This window comes from Fischerella sp. JS2 (assembly GCF_032393985.1).
GTDB lineage: Bacteria > Cyanobacteriota > Cyanobacteriia > Cyanobacteriales > Nostocaceae > Fischerella.
In genome coordinates this window covers 6,481,206-6,498,269 of the sequence record NZ_CP135918.1, presented here as the reverse complement: position 1 = coordinate 6,498,269, position 17,064 = coordinate 6,481,206, and the positions used below count along the sequence as shown (strand labels likewise).

Genomic DNA, 17,064 nt, shown 5'->3' with positions numbered 1-17,064 from the left:
TGGTCATTTGTTAATATTTATTCTCCCCACACTCTCTCCACAACACCCAAAACCTCATCAACCGAAATCCCTTCCATACAACTTTGCCAACCTAGATCCAAAGGACATACGTCACCATACCAACACTGCTGTACCGTAAAATTACTGGTATTACGCTCTGGACAATCCGGATAACCTTGCAAATTAACATGGGGTAACGGCTGACCATATCGCCCGTACCAAGAAGGGCCAAATAAAGTAATTGTTGGTACATTCAGCGCAGCAGCAATTCGGGCGGGACCAGTGTCAGCAGCTACAACCAAATCAGCACAGGCCAAAGCAGCAGCCAAATCTCGTAACTTTCCCCGAGGTAAAATTTGTGCTGCCCCACCAATTCCTTCCACAATACTTGCTGCTTGGTTAACATTGGAACCAACAGGAACAATTACAGTTGCACCCCAATGCTGCTGTAATATTTGACCTAAAGTAATAAAACTAACTTCGGGCCAACGCTTAATAGCCATACCCGCATCTGGACAGAAAAACACAAGGGGACGACGCAGATAATTAAATAGCTTTTGTGCTTTGTTTAATTCATCTGGCGTGATGTCGATTTGGACAGGTTTAATTGCATCTGAGGTGATTAAGCCTTCTGCAAGGAGGATTTTAATAAAGCGATCGCCTACTCTTTCATCTGCTGGAGGATGTCGCCATAAATTTGTCACCACCCGCGAAGCAGCACTATTTTGAATGACTTGATCAATATCGTCGTAATTTGTATCTGAAACAATCAAATCAAAAGTTTCATGAGTCAATAAATCAACAACCGCTTGTTTTGCTTTTCCTGGTTTAGCATAGACAACCCGATTAATAAGTGAATCAGTCTCTAGTAATTCGCCTCCTGGGGAGAAAGTTAAAACAGTTAATTCAGCAGTTGAATGGGAGCGTGAAAGTGCTTGTATAGCAGCCAGAGCAATTACAACATCACCAATTCCACCCAATAATTCCACGAATAAAATTTTATTCATATCAACTTTTTTTACCCCTGCTTGGTGGGGAGTATCTCAAATGTTTGAGTTTATTTTTAAACGCAGAGGAACGCAAAGTGTAACGCAAAGGAGCGCAGAGTGTTATGCTGAGCTACTTCGTTTTGTGTTTTGAAAAAATTAGGATACTCTCGCTTGGTGTCTTGGTGTTTAAAAAAATTTAGAACCATTAAGATACCTAGACACAAAGAGTTTTAAAAGAAGTGGTCGAGTTTATCTGCATGTACATCACGATTCACAATTGTTGTTGGCAACTCTTGGTGATACACACCGGAAGGAATCACTGCACAACCGCCGTATAACGCCATCAATCGTTGTTGTACCAAGACATCCTCACCACAATGTTCTGGGGGAAGTTGCCGCCAAAACAAGTAACCACCAACATCACGAAGTTTTTCTGTGTCATACATAACACAAGCACTAACCCAAGCAACACGGTATTTATATTGCTGAATAGGAGTTAAACCCAGTCTTTGCTGGACGTGGTAGAGATTAGCAGCATTATGTAAACGCCAGCGTTCCCATTGGGGTGTATCAGGTTTGACAATCTCCGGCTGAACTCGTCCTTCCCAAAACTCAATTTTTTGCTCATGGGGACGCACATCATCAATAAAGCTGAGTCCAATAAATGCACTACCAACGAAACCACAGCTTTCTTCTTTGATGGCTGTGAGTATTTGTGCAACTACATAGGGTTCCAAAATCAAGTCATCATCCAGGAAAAGCACATAGGGAGCTGTTGCTTGATCCAATAAAAACTGTCGCTGTTCGGCAATACCTCGGCGAGGTAAGTGTTTATGGACTTCTATATGATGACCATAAGCGCGAAGCACTCGTAACACCGCTTGCACTTCACCACTTTCTACAGGGTTGCTATCTTCAGTTTGGTCAGAAATGATCACACGAAAATTACGGTAAGTCTGAGCTAACAAACTGGTAAGAGTAACAGCCAAAGCAGCTGGACGGTTGTAAGTAGGAATCAGAATATCGACAGTCATGTTTGACAGTTCTTTACACATGAAAAATCTATCTGTGTTCATCGGTGTTCATCTGTGTTCGCAAAACATAATCTTCGTCACCGCTTTAACCGTAATTTTGCACCACAGACACCTAGTAATTCACACGCAGCATTCACCACAGACTCTGGTGTGACAAGATCTAGACATTGATGGTGTCCTTCAGGACAGATACTTTTATAACAATATTTGCAGGGGACATCATGAAATAACACACGATGGGGAATACTCCAAGGAGTATGCTGGGGGTTGGTAAGCGCATACAAATCTACAACTGGTGTACCAACCGCAGCCGCAATGTGAACCGGACCAGTATTGTTAGAAATTAACAGAGAAGAAAGTTGCAAAAGTGCCGCTAATTCACTGAGCTTTAGGCATCCTACCAGCGAATGAAAACTAGCTGATTTTGCAGATAAATTATCCGTTAAATTTGCGATCGCATCTGCTGCGATGATCATCCTCTGAATTTCTGCCACTAGTTCTTGCTCTGATTCTGTACCTGTAAAAATTACTTGCATACCCATTTCCATAACTAGAGTTCTGACAACCAGAGCAAATTTTTCTGGTGGATAGCGTCGAGAAGCAGCAGTTGCACCAGGATGAACCACAACCAAGGGACGCTGTTGATCAATACCTAATTTTTGGAGAATATCATCCACGACAGCTAAAGCTTTTTCCGGGACATGCAAAGATAATCTTTTTTCATCTGTATTGCAGCCGATTGTGCCAACTAAGTCTAGTTGACGCTGCACTTCATGACGTACAAAGTTCTCTGGTTCTGGATCTTTTACCCAATCTGTTAGTAACTGGTAAGGATTTTCATGACAGTGAGCCAATCGTAGAGGAATATCTGCCAAATAGCACACAAATGCTGAAGGTAAAGGATTTTGACTATATACAGTGAAAATTACAGCACCATCAAACTTTAAACTTCGCAAGTATTGTGCCATTTCATACTCAGGAATGCTGTTTAATCGTGGTGCTGTTGCTTTTAACCAAGGTGCATCATAGACTATCACTTCATCAATCTCTGGCACTAGTGAAGCAACTGCTGTACCCGCAGAGGAAGTTAGTAGGGTAATGCGGCGACGAGGATGAGATAATTTCACAGCGCGAATTGCTGGTGTAGTCATCAGGACATCACCAATCGTGTCCAGTCTAATGCACAGAATATTTTCAGCAGATTCCCAGCTAGTCATTTGTCGTTAGTGGTTAGTTGTTGATAGGTAGAGACGCGATGTTCCTCGCGTCTGTACGTTAGTAGTTAGGAATCAGTGTAGACGCGTAGCGGCTTGCCGCAGGCTACAGTGAACAGTTAACAGTAAGTAATATAATTTGATAACTGATCACTGATCACTGATAACTGAATTACACTCCCCCCACCTCTTCGATCCCTTGTCCTGCTAGTTCACGGATGCGCTCAATGATACGAGTGGTAGAACGGTTTTCTACAAACGGCAGTAATCTCACTTCTCCACCTAATTCTTCTACTAAAGGTGCTTCTGGCAATGTTTCTTTTGTGTAGTTACCACCTTTGACAAAGATATCAGGACGAACTATACGAATGAGATTGCTAGGAGTGTCTTCTTCAAAAGCTATGAGATGATCCACACAGCCGAGTCCGCTTAGAACTTGGATGCGATCTTCTAAGGTATTAATAGGGCGGGTTGCTCCCTTGAGACGTCGGATGCTGTCGTCAGAATTTAAGCCAACAATTAAGATATCGCCTAATGCTTTAGCGTAATTGAGATAGGAAACATGTCCAGCATGGAGGATGTCAAAACAGCCGTTAGTGAAAACAATTTTGCGTCCAGCTTGACGGTAGAAGGTAACAACAGAAAGCAGTTGATTTAAACTAGAGATGTATTTTTGAGATGATACCTCCAATAAACTCCCTTCGTCTGTTTGTCCCCCTGTCTCCCCTGCCTCCTCTGTTTCCCTTGTCTCCTGATTCAAGAGGAACTCACGCAATTCTTGGGCAGAACAAGCAGTTGTGCCATCTTTACCAACAACCACAGCAGCAGCAACAGCAGCAAAATCGGCTGCTAGTGGTGTTGTTGCACCAGCAGCAAGAGCAAGGGTAAGGGCGCTAGCAAATGTATCTCCAGCACCTGCGGTACGAGATTGAATTGTAGGTTGGGCATAGGTGCGATGGGGTTGAGAACCTTGCTCAAAAATAATTCCACCTTCAGCATCTAAAGTAACGGCAGCAATTTTTGCACCTGTGAGGCTGAGGATTTCATCTCCATAAGCTGTAATTTGGTCAATACGAGATTTGATGCTTTTATTACCTGGTTTGAAAGCAGGGATATTTAGTAGTTGCAGCACTTGTTCATAGTTGGGTTTGACTGCGGTGATACCAAGCTGACGGTATACGGCGAGATTTTTGGCATCCACGACCAAAATATTGTTATAGCGTGCTTGCAGTTGAGATAACTTCTCAAGTACCTTTTTGGTTAAAATTCCATAGCCATAATCAGATACTATAACCGCATGAGATTCTGGATATTTATGCTCAAGTTCGCTAATTAGGGCTTGCTCAGCTAGTTGATCAATGGTGTCTGTAGTACCGGAATCAAATCTTACTAGTATTTGTGAAGATGCCATGACTCGTTGTTTAGCCAGAGTTCGTCGATTTGGTAGTGTAATCAGGTGTTGTGGTGAAACTCCACGCTGAGAGAGCACTTGCTTGAGTAAATAACCTTCCCAATCATCTCCAATTACCGATAGAAATGACACTTGTCCACCAATACTACAGACATTAACAGCAGTATTAGCCGCACCACCAGGTACATAGTCACTATTGGTAACATTGACAACTGGTACAGGAGCTTCTCGACAAAGGCGATCGCTAAATCCTTGGAGATAGCAATCAAGAATCGCATCACCGATGACGATGACATTTAGATGAGCGATCGCATCCAGCAACCAATCTAGATGCGAGATACGATATGCAAGATGCTGAAAATTAAAAGGCTGATAGTTCATAACTCATTTGTGATCGTTCCTTGTAATTGTCTGTGCTGCTGTCGCCAAGTCACTAACAACGTAGTGTGGAATTCGCATAGGAGACAGCTGCCACTGTGTCTCGTTACCATTGTCAATGAGAATCGTTTTACATCCAGCACGCTGACCAGCTTCCACGTCATTGAGGATGTCGCCAATAAACCAAGATTTTTGCAAATCAATATTATGTTCGTAAGCTGCACGCAGAATTAACCCTGGTTCTGGTTTACGACACTCGCAAGTAATTGCATATTCTGCAACCACACCATCTGGATGATGAGGACAATAGTAAAAATCATCCAACGTGATATCTTGCTGTGAGAGAAGTTTGCACAAATGCTCCTTAACCACTAACAACTCAAGTTCTGGAAAATAGCCCCGCGCTACACCTGACTGATTACTGATGACAATTAATTTGTATGCGTGTGCTTGTATTAACTGCAAACCTGCGATCGCACCTTGAGTTAGCTTGATTAAATCGGGCTTAACATTGTATGGCACATCTTCAATCAGAGTTCCATCCTTATCCAGAAAAACAGCTCGATTAGTCATTGGTCAATTGTCAATGGTTAGTTGTTAGTGGTTATTGCTTAGTACAGACGCGAGGAACATCGCGTCTGTACATTAGTTGTTAGTGGTTATTCCCTTACTTCTCACACCCCACCCTTACCTTAAGCCTATGAACGCGTCTACACACTCCCCCCACTCCCACTACGGCCAAGAACTTTCACCCATTGGCAATACCATCATTTCAGGGATCACTGTTCCTTCCGGTGTGGATAGTAAAAATCGAATGGTTGCGGCGACGTTTTTCGGGTCTTGCAACTTGCTGACATCAATGTCTGGAAATCTATCTAGCAAAAATGGTGTTTGCATTCCACCGGCTACTAGGGCTGTAACTTTGATATTGTAGGGACGTGCTTCTACATGCAAAGCATGACTAAAGCCCAAAAGTCCCCATTTACTGGCATGGTAAGCGGCAGCATTTGGCCAAGCACGCTTGGCTGCTGTGGAAGTTATGTTAATAATGTGACCGCTACCCTGTTCTTTCATCACAGGTAAGACGAACTTAGACAAAATAAAGGGCGCACGGAGGTTAACTGCAATAATTCTGTCCCAATCTGGAATTGCAAGTTCTTCAATGGAAAGGGTTACATCTGTTCCGGCATTATTAATGAGAGCATCCAAGCGCCCATACTGAGAAGTAATCTTGTAAATAGCAGTTTCTGCTTGTGCCTCATTGGTAACATCTATTACTAATGGCATGGCTTGTAAACCATTAGCTTGAATTTCACCAGCCACTTTTTGGGCTAATTCTTCTCGAATATCTGCAACCACAACCTTAGCACCAGCTGAGGCTAATGTGTGACAAACGGCTTCACCTAATCCGCGTCCACCTCCAGTTACCAATACCACTTTGTTTTTGAGTTCTTCCATAGTTGTTTTTCCTTTGTTGTAATAGTTTGGTTGAATAAAATCGCACCAGACACAGAGAACGTAGAGGAAAACAAAAGTGTCAGACCTAATATATTTCTTTTGCCTCCTGCCTTCTGCCTTCTTCTAATTCCTCTTCAACCAATTCACAAAAAATATGCAGTATTAGGTGTTGTACTTCTTGGATACGTTGGGTATCTGTTGCCGGGACAACTACTGCTAAATCTGCTAGCGATCGCAGTTCCCCACCATCGCCACCTAGTAAGGCGATAGAGTGAATGTTGGCTTGACGTGCTGTTTTGAAAGCTTCAATCAAATTGCGCGATCGCCCACTAGTACTAATGCCCAGTAATAAGTCTCCTGGTTGGGCAAAAGTTTCTACTTGGCGAGAAAAGACGTAATCATATCCGACATCATTAGCCCAAGCACTCAAAAAAGATGAGTCTGCCGTCAGTGCAATTACGGGCATTCCTGGCCTGTGAGAGCAGCGAAATTTACCAACGAATTCGGCGGCAAAGTGTTGGGCATCCGCAGCACTACCACCATTGCCGCAAACAAGTACCTTGCCACCCAAAGCAAAACAGGTGCTAATTGCTTTTGCTGCCTCCATAATTATAGGTGTCAAAGTTTGGCGGGATTTCTCCATTGCTGCGATCGCAGCCACAAAGTTTTTGTCAATGAGGGTGGGGAGATGGGGAGGTGGGGAACTCGGGGCCCCCACTCCCCCAAGGGAGGAGCCAGTGCGGTGGACGGGTCCCCCGGCATAAAGAAAGAGGCGTTGGGGATTAGGGGCAATGGGGAGGTGGGGTGATGGAGAGTGTGGGGAGATGGTTGAAAGTTGATACCTGTGAGGGGTAGAAGCGTGGTTTAGGGATATACTCTGTGGTTGAAGGTATTGCGGTAGTTTTTGCCAAAGTATATACTCTGGTCTGTTGTTGACCCATTGGTTGTGTTTTATTGTATCCAGAACTTTTTCATAAAGAGCAGCAACAGCAACAGCTACATTTTTCCAGGTAAACATTTGATGGGCGCGTTGTATTGCTTGCTGTCCCAAGTTATAGAGTACTTGAGGATTTTTGTAGAGGTAGGCAATTCGTTCGGCGATCGCTTCAGGGTCGTTTGCTGGTACAAGATAGCCAGTTTCACCGTCTTTGACTGTAAACTTAATGCCACCGACATTTGAACCAATCACAGGTGTTCCACAAGCCATTGCTTCAATAGGCGTAATCCCAAATGGCTCATATAGAGGAGTTGTAATAAATACATCTGCACCACTGTAATAATACTTAAGCAACTCTCGACGGCGGCGTCCGGTAAAAGTTATGTGTGACTCAACTCCTTCTTCGCAAGCGATCGCCTGCAAACGACTGATTTCAGGTGTGAAGCGGGGGTCTGGTTCTTCTGATTCACCGCCAACAATCAATAGTTTTGTTTGGATATGATAGTGTCTCAGCAAATATCCAAAGGCGCGAATCACCGTATCAACGCCTTTACGCGGTACTAAGCGCCCTAACTGAAGGATTAAGTTTTCATTAGGCTGTAAACCCAGCATCTGACGGGCTGTTGTTTTTTCCACTTGCCAAAATTCTGCCGTATCGAAGCCACAGGGAATAATTGTGATTTTCTCTGGCTTAGCATTGTAAAGATACAACAAGTCTTGTTGATCTTGGGGACATTCAGCAATGATATGGTCAGCTGTTGCGACAATTTGGTCTTCTATGGTAAAGCGTTCATTAGGGAATTCATCAGCATCACCTTGCCAAAAGCGACGCACACGACCAAGGGCATGAAAAGTGACAACAAAAGGTATATTTAAGCTTCGCTTAATTTCCGCCGCCACCATTGCTGACATCCAGAAATTAGCGTGAATTAAGTCGTATTTTGGCACAGAAAAAGTGTCTATCCCTTCAGCCATCCCAAAAGGGTTTTGACAAAAATTTAAAACATAGGCTGTAAATTCCTCCATGTACGGCAGCATATCTTCTTTCCGCACATATCTAGGAGGGCCAGCTGGGACATTGATAATCCGAACGTTATCTATCAATTGAATAATTTCTGGCAATTCTTGACTATCGCGTCTAGTAAAAATATCAACTTTGTAGCCAAAACCAGCCAAATGTTTAGCCAGCTGTCCTACATACACATTTTGACCCCCGCTATCTACACCGCCAAAAGTGCCAAGCGGTGAGGCGTGTTCGCTAATTAAGGCAATGAATTTTGTCATTTGTCATTTGTCAATAGTCATTTGTCATTGGTGAACAACATTCAGACCAATGACTGATTTGAATGTTTTATCCCAGTCATCAATAAAGCGTTGGATGTGAAAGCGTTTTTGTGCTGTTTGTGTTGCGCCTTTACTTAAATTTTGGGCGTGGGTTTGGTTGTTTAAAAGTTGGCGCATTCTAAAAATGAGCTTTTCTAAATCTGTATCTACATAGCCAGAAACTCCGTTTTCCACTACCGTCACCATTTCTGTTGTTGCTAGCCCGATGATTGGTAAACCCACCATCATTGCTTCGCATACAGCTAGTCCTAAGCTGGTGTAGCGGATAGGATTGAAGAAAAAGCGGTAACGTGAGGCAAAAGCTGGTAGTTGGTGGTGGGGTACTTCGCCGATACCACCCAGTTTTTCTGAATCCAGACCTACCAAATCTAGAGGAATTTGTTGGCTAACATGGGCAAATATATCAGCACCTAGACGGCGACCACGCGATCGCAAACCATTTACTACTACCAGTCCCTTTTCCAACTCACCCGTGTAGTGAACATTTTCTGGCACAATTACACCGTGTTCAATGACACGGCTTGGAGTGCGATCGCTATCCCACATCAACTGGTTAAAATGGGTAACATGAACCAGTAAGACATCCGGGTCATCTACAATATGGCGAGTGTCAGTTGGATGTTCTCGCGGCGGATCGTGTTCTAAGTAAATTTGGGGAAGCCGTCGCTGTGAATCCGAGAGAATCTCATACTGGTCTTCTAAATAATTCCGTTTTGACTGAAACAAAATACAGTCAAATTTGAGATTTTTGACTTCAGACGCAGGAACATCATAAACGTTATTGGACCAAGGAAAACCACCTAAACGACCACCATAACCCTCAGGTCGTCCTGGTTTAACAGGCAAATAAAAATGATGCTGAGTTTGGGTTAAATAGTAGAGATAACTACCGTGGACGTGCCAGGTCAAGATACGTAATGGTTGCATAATCAAGTGTTAACTAGAAAGCATCCTTTAAACTTTTAATTCTCAATTTTTGGGCGTTGCACAATATAGGGATGAAGTAATGTAGACGCAAAGCGGCTTGCCGCAGGCTACCGCAAAGACGCAAAGTACGCGAAGAAGGGATTTTTTTATAGAGAGATTTTGATGAAATTAGTAGTCTAGTAAATTAACTTTGCTAAGTGAATCAACTTTTCGATTACTCTTGTTTTCCTCTTCCTTCGTGTTCTTTGTGCCCTTTGTGGTTCGTTCTTTTACTCTTCAAAGTTAGGTTGCCAGATCATTAATAATTAATAAATAAAATAAAGATTACTTAAATGCAGATTCCAGTAAGAAGAGATGATCGCCTATAGGATCATATAGGTCTGAGGTATGTATATCAACAATACTCTCCGTGTCTCCCTGTGTCCTTATCGGCTTTACGCAATGGGAGAGAACACTACCACCAAACTCTTTCGACTGACCAATACGAATTGGGATTCCTGCCAAATAGCAAATATAAGCAAGAGTATATGGTGACTCTCCAGAATTTGTAAAAATTACGGAGACATCAAAAGCATATTGGCGCAGATTTGATATTAAAGCCAATTCATATTCATTATTTTTAAACTTGCTTTCACCACCTTCGTAAACCAATACATCATCTATCCAACGCCTATGGGAATCTAGTTGTTTAGCGCTTGGGGAAACCATTAAAGTAATGACAGCATCTGAGAATAAGTAGCGCAGTTTTTGCAATGCAGGGATAGTCAGCATTAAATCTCCCTGACTACCTACTTGAATTGCCAAAACTCGCCGCACGTTTTCCCAAGTCTCAGGTAACATTGGAAGTTTTCTTCAACAGTAGGTCTTCTACCTGAGTCATTACCATTGCTGGTGTTACGGGAAAATAAAAACCACCAAATTTTGTATCAAAGGATTTGCTTGTAGAACTTACAAATGATTCTTCGACATCTGGGAACTGTATGAAACTAGGACTGAGAGAACGGTGAATTTCACGGTTTAAAGGAGCCCATCGATACAGTGATGCATTCGTAAAAATGACAACACTCTTGACTCGTAAAGCAGCAGCTAAATGGGAAACACCAGTATCGTTACAAACTAGTAAACTAGCTTTACTTAAAAGGGCTGCCATTGTCCCTAGACTAGTCTTTCCAGCCAGATCAATCGGCTGGAAACGCATCATTGCCGTTAATGCCTGGGTTAAATTTGCTTCTGATGCTGTACCAGTAAGCACAATTTGGAATCCACGAACAGCGATCGCATCAGCAACAGCTGCAAAGCTTTTTAAAGACCAGCGTTTCTCTGGCAGACTAGCACCAGGATGAACGCAGACATATTTATCAGGTAGGTGTGGCAAAGCCGCAAAATCTTCATCCTGCAACGGAAATTCTAGTTCATCCCCCTGGAGTGGTATCCCTAAAAATTCCATTAAGCGTAGGTGACGCCATATTTCTGGTTCGTTGTCTGGATAAGGCAAAAAGTAGTCTGGATTAGGGCAATAATGTTCCGGAAGATAAAAACCAGCGTTAATACAAGCACCAAGTAAGGTAGTAAAGGAATTGCTGACAATACCGTTACCATGCATTTGCAATGCTAAGTCAAAATGTTGCTCTTGAGCTTTTAGCAAAAACTCTGGCAATTTATGGACTGAAGATGGTAATTCTGGGATTCCTGGGTAGCCAGGAAATTCTAAGAACTCATCAAGATAATGGCTGAAACGTTCTATAAAAGAACGCGCCCAAGGTAGACCAATTAAGGTAATTTGGGCTTGGGGAAAAGCTGCTCTGAGCGCCCTAAAGGCTGGTACAGTACAAAGTAAATCACCTAATCCAGGGAGGGCGCGCACAATAGCGATCCGAGAAATAGACAGTTGCTTTAGAGATTGAAGTTCGTGTAACATGCATCTTTTATCTTCAAGGGCAACTCTCTTAAAATTACTTACTTATAAGTCTTAGTTCATTGGGCATTTGACTAAAATATTTTTTCTTTTCACTCACAACAATTGTGCAAATGCACAAGTCATATTATGTTCGCTTGAACACTTATATTATCCCTTGGGGTCGGTAATTGGTAATTGGTGATGGGTAATGGGAAAAAACAATGACCAACAACTAAGCATAATATCGTAAGCAATTAGCCGGGCTTGATATAAGGCGTAACCGTGAGCAAAGTGGTTCGACATAATTGCACAGGCTAGAGAACAAGGGTATGATATTTTCTCTTATATTGCATGTTCTTCTATTTTGTTGTTCCTTCCTGCTGCTGTTGTTTTCCATACTCACGTAATTTCTGCAATAGTTTTTCTTGAGATGGCGAGGAAGCAAATTCAATAGCTGTTGGTTGAATTTCTTGAGTTGCACTGTTCAAAGTTGTAGGTGGAATATTAAATTTCAATTGTGATTGATTGTTTGTTGTTAATGTTGTGGCATTGGGATTTTTCATTGCTGTTTTGACTGCATTAAGTGTAGAAGCAACTTCAATTTGTTGTTCTATTTGTTGAGTAGAAGACAGCAATTTACCTAGACCATTTACCAGCTGCCTGACATTTTCTCGAAAAGTTGGATCACCAGTCAATTCGTCTAAATCTGATGTGATTTTCTGGGCGTTTTCAAACGTTACCCTGGCAGAATCTAGGGTTTGTTGTAACACCAACAAGTTATTAGGATTGTTGAGTGCTTGGCTAGCATCCCGCAAATTAGCCGAAGCTTGTGCAGCATTTGCGGAGAGAGTTTCTAAATTTTGGATTAACTCTCCCTGTGTTAAACGATTGAGAGTAGGTGATAAACTACTAACTGTAGTTCTTAGTTCAGTGGTGGTTGCCGTAATATTATTTAAAGTGCCAACCAAAGCAGAGCGATTACCTGTTAGTAAGGTATCCAAATTTTTAATTAGTTGACTTGCCTGATTTGCTGTGAGGCTGAGATCCTTTGCTGTAGCACTAAAAGCACTCGCTGTATTACTAAATTGATTGGTTGTTTTTGCAGTAGATGCGCTGATTTGATCTGCTGCATTTGCAACTGAATTTGTGGCGGTTGACAAACCACTTAATTGCTTTTGCGTAGTTTTAGTCAAGTTGGAAAGATCCCGACTGAGAACAACGACTTGAGCTGCTGCCTTAGAGGCGTTTGCTAATGTATTGTTGAGGTTATCGTAGATTTGAGGCTGAGTATAAAGATTGGCAAAAACAGTACTGCTACGAATTAACTCATCCAAACTGATACCAATTTGACCTTTTAAGCGTGAACCATTACAAACGATCAGACTTGGATCGCAATCTCTATCTAATGGTTTAGCTACATTTACACCACTCGGTAATGGTGATTTAGGTGTAATGTCAATTATGCTTTCGCTAATGAGACCCGATTGATTCGCTTCTACCTTGACATCCCGGGGAATAATTAGGTTAGGATTGGCAATTTCGATTTCTACTTCTACATTATTTGGCCCTGGTCGAATTGCAGCAATATTACCGACTTTGACACCACGAAAGCGAACTATTGCTCCTTTTTGCATCCCGCCAGCATTGGCAAATTCTACAAAAGCTTTGTATGAACTTGCAGCAGCAGTAAATCTTGTTAACCAGAGGATAATCATTCCAAACACACCCACTCCCAAGAGGAGTAGTAAACCCACAGAACCTTCTCGAAATGTGCGCGATCGCATTTTTTTATCCTCCGTCTTAGATTTTTAGATTTTAGATTAGGTTGTGGTTTGTTGGTGGTTAGAAATCAGTGAACAGTTAACAAGTTAACTGTTAACTGTAGAGTAATAAATTTTTGATAACTGATAACTGAATTACACTCCTCACACTCCCCACACTCCACCCTTACCTTAAGCCGCTACGCGTCTACACACTCCCCACACTTCCCCACCTTCCCACCTCCCCATCTCCCCATCTCCCTCATCCTGCTACTTGAATTGGTCCGGATATACTACCACTCATAAATTGTCTGATTAAAGGATTATCTGTATGGTCTAGTTCAGTAACTGTACCTTGCCACTGTACTTTACCCTGATACAGAAATACTAGCCTATCAGCTGTACGACGGATGGTACTCTCTTGGTGAGTCACAATTGCGTAGGTGCTACAAACTCCTTGTGTAGATCGCAACTGTCGAATTAAATCTTCAATTACTGTTGAGGCGATGGGGTCAAGTCCAGCAGTAGGTTCATCGTATAGTAAAACCTCTGGACCTTCTTTAGTGTTTTCGGGATTAGACATAATTGCACGGGCAAAACTTACCCGTTTTCGCATCCCTCCAGATAGTTCCGCAGGATAGCGATCGCCTATTCCTGGTAAACCCACCATCTCTAATTTTTCCTCAACTAAGTCGCGAACTCGCGATCGCGACAGTTTTGAGTGCTGATAGAGAAAGAACCCGACATTTTCATCAACTGTCAGTGAATCAAATAATGCCGCCTGCTGAAACACCATACCAATACCAACTGGATCAGCACCATCTTCTATCAATCCTTCTCGGCGCACACCTTGCACAATAATTTCTCCAGTATCAGGAGCAATCAAACCTGCAATGACGCGTAAAATTGTTGATTTACCAGTACCACTAGGCCCAATTATCCCTAATGCTTCTCCCCGAAAAATCCTCAAATCCACATTGTCTAAAACCTTATTGTCACCAAAGGACTTGGAAACACCTTTTAATTCAATTAATGGTTCGTCATTGGTCATTGGTCAATAGTCAGGGTCATTGGTCAAGGGTCAATGGTCAAGGGTCATTGGTCATTTGTTATTTAGTATTAAACAAGGGACAAAGGACAAATGACAAATGACAAAGGATAAATATGATGTCATCGTCATCGGTAGCGGTATCGGTGGGTTGTGTGCTGCGGTCTTACTGGCGCGTTATGGCAAACGCGTGATTGTCTGCGAAAGTCACACAATTGCTGGTGGTGCAGCTCATAATTTTAGACGTCGGGGATTTGAATTTGATTCTGGTCCTTCATTTTATTGTGGTTTGACAGATATTCAGAGTGTAAATCCCCTGAAACAAGTTCTGGATGTAATCGGTGAATCTGTTAGAGCTGTTCGTTATGACCCATTAGGACATTACCATTTTCCCGAAGGAACTTTGGCAGTTTACAGTGATGGCGATCGCTATCGGGAAGAAGTAGCTAAAATTACTCCTGTTGGCGCCAGGGAATTAGAACAGTTTGAACGCCGCCTCTTGCCTTTATATGATGCCATGAAAGGCATTCCCACCCTGACACTGAGAGCAGATTGGCAATTACTACCCGTGCTGTTAGGGCGTTATTTACCCTCATTGTTAAAGATGTTACCTAATTTGCCCCTTGTCCAAGCTTCTGTGGGTAACGTGATGGATGCTACTGTCAAAGACCCTTGGGTAAGACGGTTGATTGACCTAGAATGCTTTTTGTTATCGGGTTTAAAAGCACACGGGACAATTGCCCCCGAAGTAGCTTTTATGTTAGGTGAACGCTCCCGCGCTGGCGTTGAGTATCCTGTGGGTGGCAGTGGAGCAATTGTTAACGCCTTGGTGCGGGGGCTAGAACGTTGGGGTGGTAAATTGCTATTGGGGTGTCATGTCGAGCAAATTTTGGTGGAATCAGGGAAAGTTGTAGGTGTACGGTTGCGATCGCGAAGGGGTGACACTGGGGTAAAAGGACAAGGAGGACAAGGAGGACAAGGGAGCAGTATTTACTTATCCGAGTCTTCAATTCTCAAAGCGCCTACAGTGATTTCTAATGCCAGTATTTGGGATACCTATACTCAGCTATTAGATTCTAAGGATTTACCTGCATCTTACCACCAAGCAGCTTTAGCTACACCAAGTATTGATAGTTTTATGCATTTACACTTAGGTATCCGTGCCGATGGTTTAGAACATTTAACGGGACATCATGTAGTAATTCACGATGCGAACAAAGATATCACCACACCTGGGAATACTTGTATGATATCTATTCCCAGCGTCTGGGATGCAAAACTTGCCCCCCAAGGACATCATGTAGTCCACGCTTACACCCTAGAACCCTACCTGGGCTGGGAACGCAATGATGGATATGAACACAAGAAACGGCAGAAAGCAGAAACTTTATACCGTGCCTTAGAGAAAATTATCCCGGATATTAGGGAGCGTGTGGTGTTAGAACTGGTTGGTACACCCCTAACTCATGCTTATTATATAAGGAGGTATCAAGGAACCTACGGTCCTGCGATCGCAGCAGGTAAGGGTATGTTTCCAGGAACCCACACACCGATACAGGGTTTGTATCGCGTTGGTGATAGCACTATGCCAGGAATTGGTGTCCCTGCGGTAGCTGCATCTGGAATTTTGTGTGCGAATACGTTGGTGGGAGTAAAGCAAACGCAGGAATTGTTGAAATTTTATAGCTGACAAATTGCTTTAATGCCAATATTCTACTAAATGAGGAAAAGGTAAAATTGAAAAGATAATCTTAATATATAGGTCTTACGCAAAATCTCTGTGAAAGTCTCTTTCTTCGTGTTCTTTGTGTCCTTTGTGAGTCCAGCCCCCAAAAAGGTGGTTTGCGTCACGTAGACGCGTTCGCGCAGCGTGTGGCTTTGCGACTCAGCGGCTTCAAGGTAGAGTACCCGGAGGGTGGTTCTTTTTTCGTTACTACTGCCTAAGTCCTAATATAATCTCAAAGATATTTAACTTTTTATTTATAGAATCAAAGTCATGAAAATCAAAGGCCTAAAACGCGGCAAAACTATAGAAATATTTCATAAAATCAATATTCCTGATGGGCAAGAAATTGAAGTTGATATTTCATACGCAGAGTCTAGCATCATCACGAGTGAGGAGTCTGGATTCTGGCAATCTCTGGAAATTTTTCGGCAAGCAGAAGATTTGGAAAAAATGGGTATTGAATCTGACATTTTTGCAGATGTACGCGACTCTTCACCAGGACGTGAGGTAGTTTGGTGAGTTGGCGCTTTTTACTGGATACTAATATTCTTTGTGAACCATTACGTCCAATTCCCAATGCGAAAGTGATGGAAAAGTTGCGGCAATATGAAAATGAAATAGCAACAGCAACAATTGTCTATCATGAATTACTTTTTGGTTGCTATCGTCTTCCAGAGTCTAAAAAACGTCAAACTATAGAAAGATATCTCAAAGAAGTAGTTTAACCCAATATTCAATTATTATCATATGATGCTAAGGCTGCACAATGGCAGGCTATAGAAAGATCACGTCTGGTTAGCATTGGCAAAACGCCATCATTTGCAGATGGTCAAATTGCCGTGATCGCTAAAGTTAACCAATTGATTATCATGACTAACAATGTGTCAAACTACACTGATTTTATCGATCTAGAAATCGAGAATTGGTTTACGTGAATTTGG

General features: G+C 42.4%; 15 protein-coding genes and 1 pseudogene. 3 read left to right on the top strand and 13 right to left on the bottom strand.

Features of this window, described 5'->3' with window-relative positions; all coding sequences use genetic code 11:
• Positions 1-17: 17 nt before the first annotated feature.
• The 13 genes from RS893_RS27895 to RS893_RS27835 all read right to left on the bottom strand — a co-directional run bounded on the left by RS893_RS27895 (position 18) and on the right by RS893_RS27835 (position 14,400).
• Positions 18-1,007: a glycosyltransferase family 9 protein gene (locus tag RS893_RS27895; protein WP_315788829.1), complete on the bottom strand. Its 990-nt coding sequence runs from the start codon at positions 1,005-1,007 to the stop codon at positions 18-20.
• 212 nt (positions 1,008-1,219) lie between these two features.
• A complete protein-coding gene (locus tag RS893_RS27890; protein WP_315788828.1) occupies positions 1,220-2,023 on the bottom strand; it encodes a glycosyltransferase family A protein in 804 nt (267 codons plus the stop codon).
• Between the two features lie 77 nt (positions 2,024-2,100).
• Entirely contained in the window at positions 2,101-3,240 is a 1,140-nt protein-coding gene (gene waaF / locus RS893_RS27885) for a lipopolysaccharide heptosyltransferase II (RefSeq protein ID WP_315788827.1), read from the bottom strand.
• Between the two features lie 169 nt (positions 3,241-3,409).
• Positions 3,410-5,029 (bottom strand): D-glycero-beta-D-manno-heptose 1-phosphate adenylyltransferase, encoded by a 1,620-nt coding sequence (rfaE2, locus tag RS893_RS27880; RefSeq protein WP_315788826.1) that lies wholly within the window; start codon positions 5,027-5,029, stop codon positions 3,410-3,412.
• 3 nt (positions 5,030-5,032) lie between these two features.
• Positions 5,033-5,599, bottom strand: coding sequence for an HAD family hydrolase (locus tag RS893_RS27875; RefSeq protein WP_315788825.1), 567 nt, complete (start codon positions 5,597-5,599; stop codon positions 5,033-5,035).
• A 159-nt stretch (positions 5,600-5,758) separates the two neighbouring features.
• Entirely contained in the window at positions 5,759-6,484 is a 726-nt protein-coding gene (locus tag RS893_RS27870; protein ID WP_315788824.1) for an SDR family oxidoreductase, read from the bottom strand.
• A gap of 85 nt (positions 6,485-6,569) precedes the next feature.
• Positions 6,570-8,705: a glycosyltransferase gene (locus RS893_RS27865; protein WP_315788823.1), complete on the bottom strand. Its 2,136-nt coding sequence runs from the start codon at positions 8,703-8,705 to the stop codon at positions 6,570-6,572.
• Positions 8,706-8,729: 24 nt separating this feature from the next.
• Positions 8,730-9,692, bottom strand: coding sequence for a glycosyltransferase (locus RS893_RS27860; protein WP_315788822.1), 963 nt, complete (start codon positions 9,690-9,692; stop codon positions 8,730-8,732).
• A gap of 324 nt (positions 9,693-10,016) precedes the next feature.
• Positions 10,017-10,532: a hypothetical protein gene (locus tag RS893_RS27855; protein WP_315788821.1), complete on the bottom strand. Its 516-nt coding sequence runs from the start codon at positions 10,530-10,532 to the stop codon at positions 10,017-10,019.
• Positions 10,522-11,610 (bottom strand): glycosyltransferase family 9 protein, encoded by a 1,089-nt coding sequence (locus RS893_RS27850; RefSeq protein ID WP_315788820.1) that lies wholly within the window; start codon positions 11,608-11,610, stop codon positions 10,522-10,524. The genes RS893_RS27855 and RS893_RS27850 overlap by 11 nt, the downstream gene beginning before the upstream one ends.
• A 147-nt stretch (positions 11,611-11,757) precedes the next feature.
• On the bottom strand, positions 11,758-11,892 hold the full coding sequence (locus RS893_RS27845; protein ID WP_315788819.1) for a hypothetical protein: 135 nt from the start codon (positions 11,890-11,892) through the stop codon (positions 11,758-11,760).
• Between the two features lie 56 nt (positions 11,893-11,948).
• The gene (locus RS893_RS27840; RefSeq protein WP_315788818.1) at positions 11,949-13,373 is read right to left on the bottom strand and encodes an MlaD family protein; all 1,425 of its coding nucleotides are present in this window, start codon (positions 13,371-13,373) and stop codon (positions 11,949-11,951) included.
• A gap of 238 nt (positions 13,374-13,611) precedes the next feature.
• Positions 13,612-14,400 (bottom strand): ABC transporter ATP-binding protein, encoded by a 789-nt coding sequence (locus tag RS893_RS27835; RefSeq protein ID WP_315788817.1) that lies wholly within the window; start codon positions 14,398-14,400, stop codon positions 13,612-13,614.
• Between the two features lie 97 nt (positions 14,401-14,497).
• Here RS893_RS27835 and RS893_RS27830 point away from each other — a divergent pair, with 97 nt between their 5' ends.
• The 3 genes and pseudogenes from RS893_RS27830 (at position 14,498) to RS893_RS27820 (ending at position 17,058) form a co-directional block, all read left to right on the top strand.
• On the top strand, positions 14,498-16,087 hold the full coding sequence (locus RS893_RS27830; protein ID WP_315788816.1) for an NAD(P)/FAD-dependent oxidoreductase: 1,590 nt from the start codon (positions 14,498-14,500) through the stop codon (positions 16,085-16,087).
• 306 nt (positions 16,088-16,393) lie between these two features.
• The gene (locus RS893_RS27825) at positions 16,394-16,642 is read left to right on the top strand and encodes a hypothetical protein (RefSeq protein ID WP_315788815.1); all 249 of its coding nucleotides are present in this window, start codon (positions 16,394-16,396) and stop codon (positions 16,640-16,642) included.
• Positions 16,639-17,058 (top strand): annotated as a pseudogene (locus tag RS893_RS27820) (type II toxin-antitoxin system VapC family toxin). The gene RS893_RS27825 and the pseudogene RS893_RS27820 overlap by 4 nt, the downstream one beginning before the upstream one ends.
• The last annotated feature ends 6 nt before the right edge of the window (positions 17,059-17,064 follow it).

Bases quoted from the DNA above. Each gene is read 5' to 3' on its own strand.
- RS893_RS27890 (WP_315788828.1), bottom strand. From the start codon at position 2,023: ATGACTGTCGATATTCTGATTCCTACTTACAACCGTCCAGCTGCTTTG.
- RS893_RS27825 (WP_315788815.1), top strand. From the start codon at position 16,394: ATGAAAATCAAAGGCCTAAAACGCGGCAAAACTATAGAAATATTTCAT.
- RS893_RS27855 (WP_315788821.1), bottom strand. From the start codon at position 10,532: ATGTTACCTGAGACTTGGGAAAACGTGCGGCGAGTTTTGGCAATTCAA.
- RS893_RS27865 (WP_315788823.1), bottom strand. From the start codon at position 8,705: ATGACAAAATTCATTGCCTTAATTAGCGAACACGCCTCACCGCTTGGC.
- RS893_RS27860 (WP_315788822.1), bottom strand. From the start codon at position 9,692: ATGCAACCATTACGTATCTTGACCTGGCACGTCCACGGTAGTTATCTC.
- RS893_RS27850 (WP_315788820.1), bottom strand. From the start codon at position 11,610: ATGTTACACGAACTTCAATCTCTAAAGCAACTGTCTATTTCTCGGATC.
- RS893_RS27835 (WP_315788817.1), bottom strand. From the start codon at position 14,400: ATGACCAATGACGAACCATTAATTGAATTAAAAGGTGTTTCCAAGTCC.
- RS893_RS27830 (WP_315788816.1), top strand. From the start codon at position 14,498: ATGACAAAGGATAAATATGATGTCATCGTCATCGGTAGCGGTATCGGT.
- rfaE2 (WP_315788826.1), bottom strand. From the start codon at position 5,029: ATGAACTATCAGCCTTTTAATTTTCAGCATCTTGCATATCGTATCTCG.
- RS893_RS27870 (WP_315788824.1), bottom strand. From the start codon at position 6,484: ATGGAAGAACTCAAAAACAAAGTGGTATTGGTAACTGGAGGTGGACGC.
- RS893_RS27840 (WP_315788818.1), bottom strand. From the start codon at position 13,373: ATGCGATCGCGCACATTTCGAGAAGGTTCTGTGGGTTTACTACTCCTC.
- RS893_RS27845 (WP_315788819.1), bottom strand. From the start codon at position 11,892: ATGTCGAACCACTTTGCTCACGGTTACGCCTTATATCAAGCCCGGCTA.
- RS893_RS27895 (WP_315788829.1), bottom strand. From the start codon at position 1,007: ATGAATAAAATTTTATTCGTGGAATTATTGGGTGGAATTGGTGATGTT.
- RS893_RS27875 (WP_315788825.1), bottom strand. From the start codon at position 5,599: ATGACTAATCGAGCTGTTTTTCTGGATAAGGATGGAACTCTGATTGAA.
- waaF (WP_315788827.1), bottom strand. From the start codon at position 3,240: ATGACTAGCTGGGAATCTGCTGAAAATATTCTGTGCATTAGACTGGAC.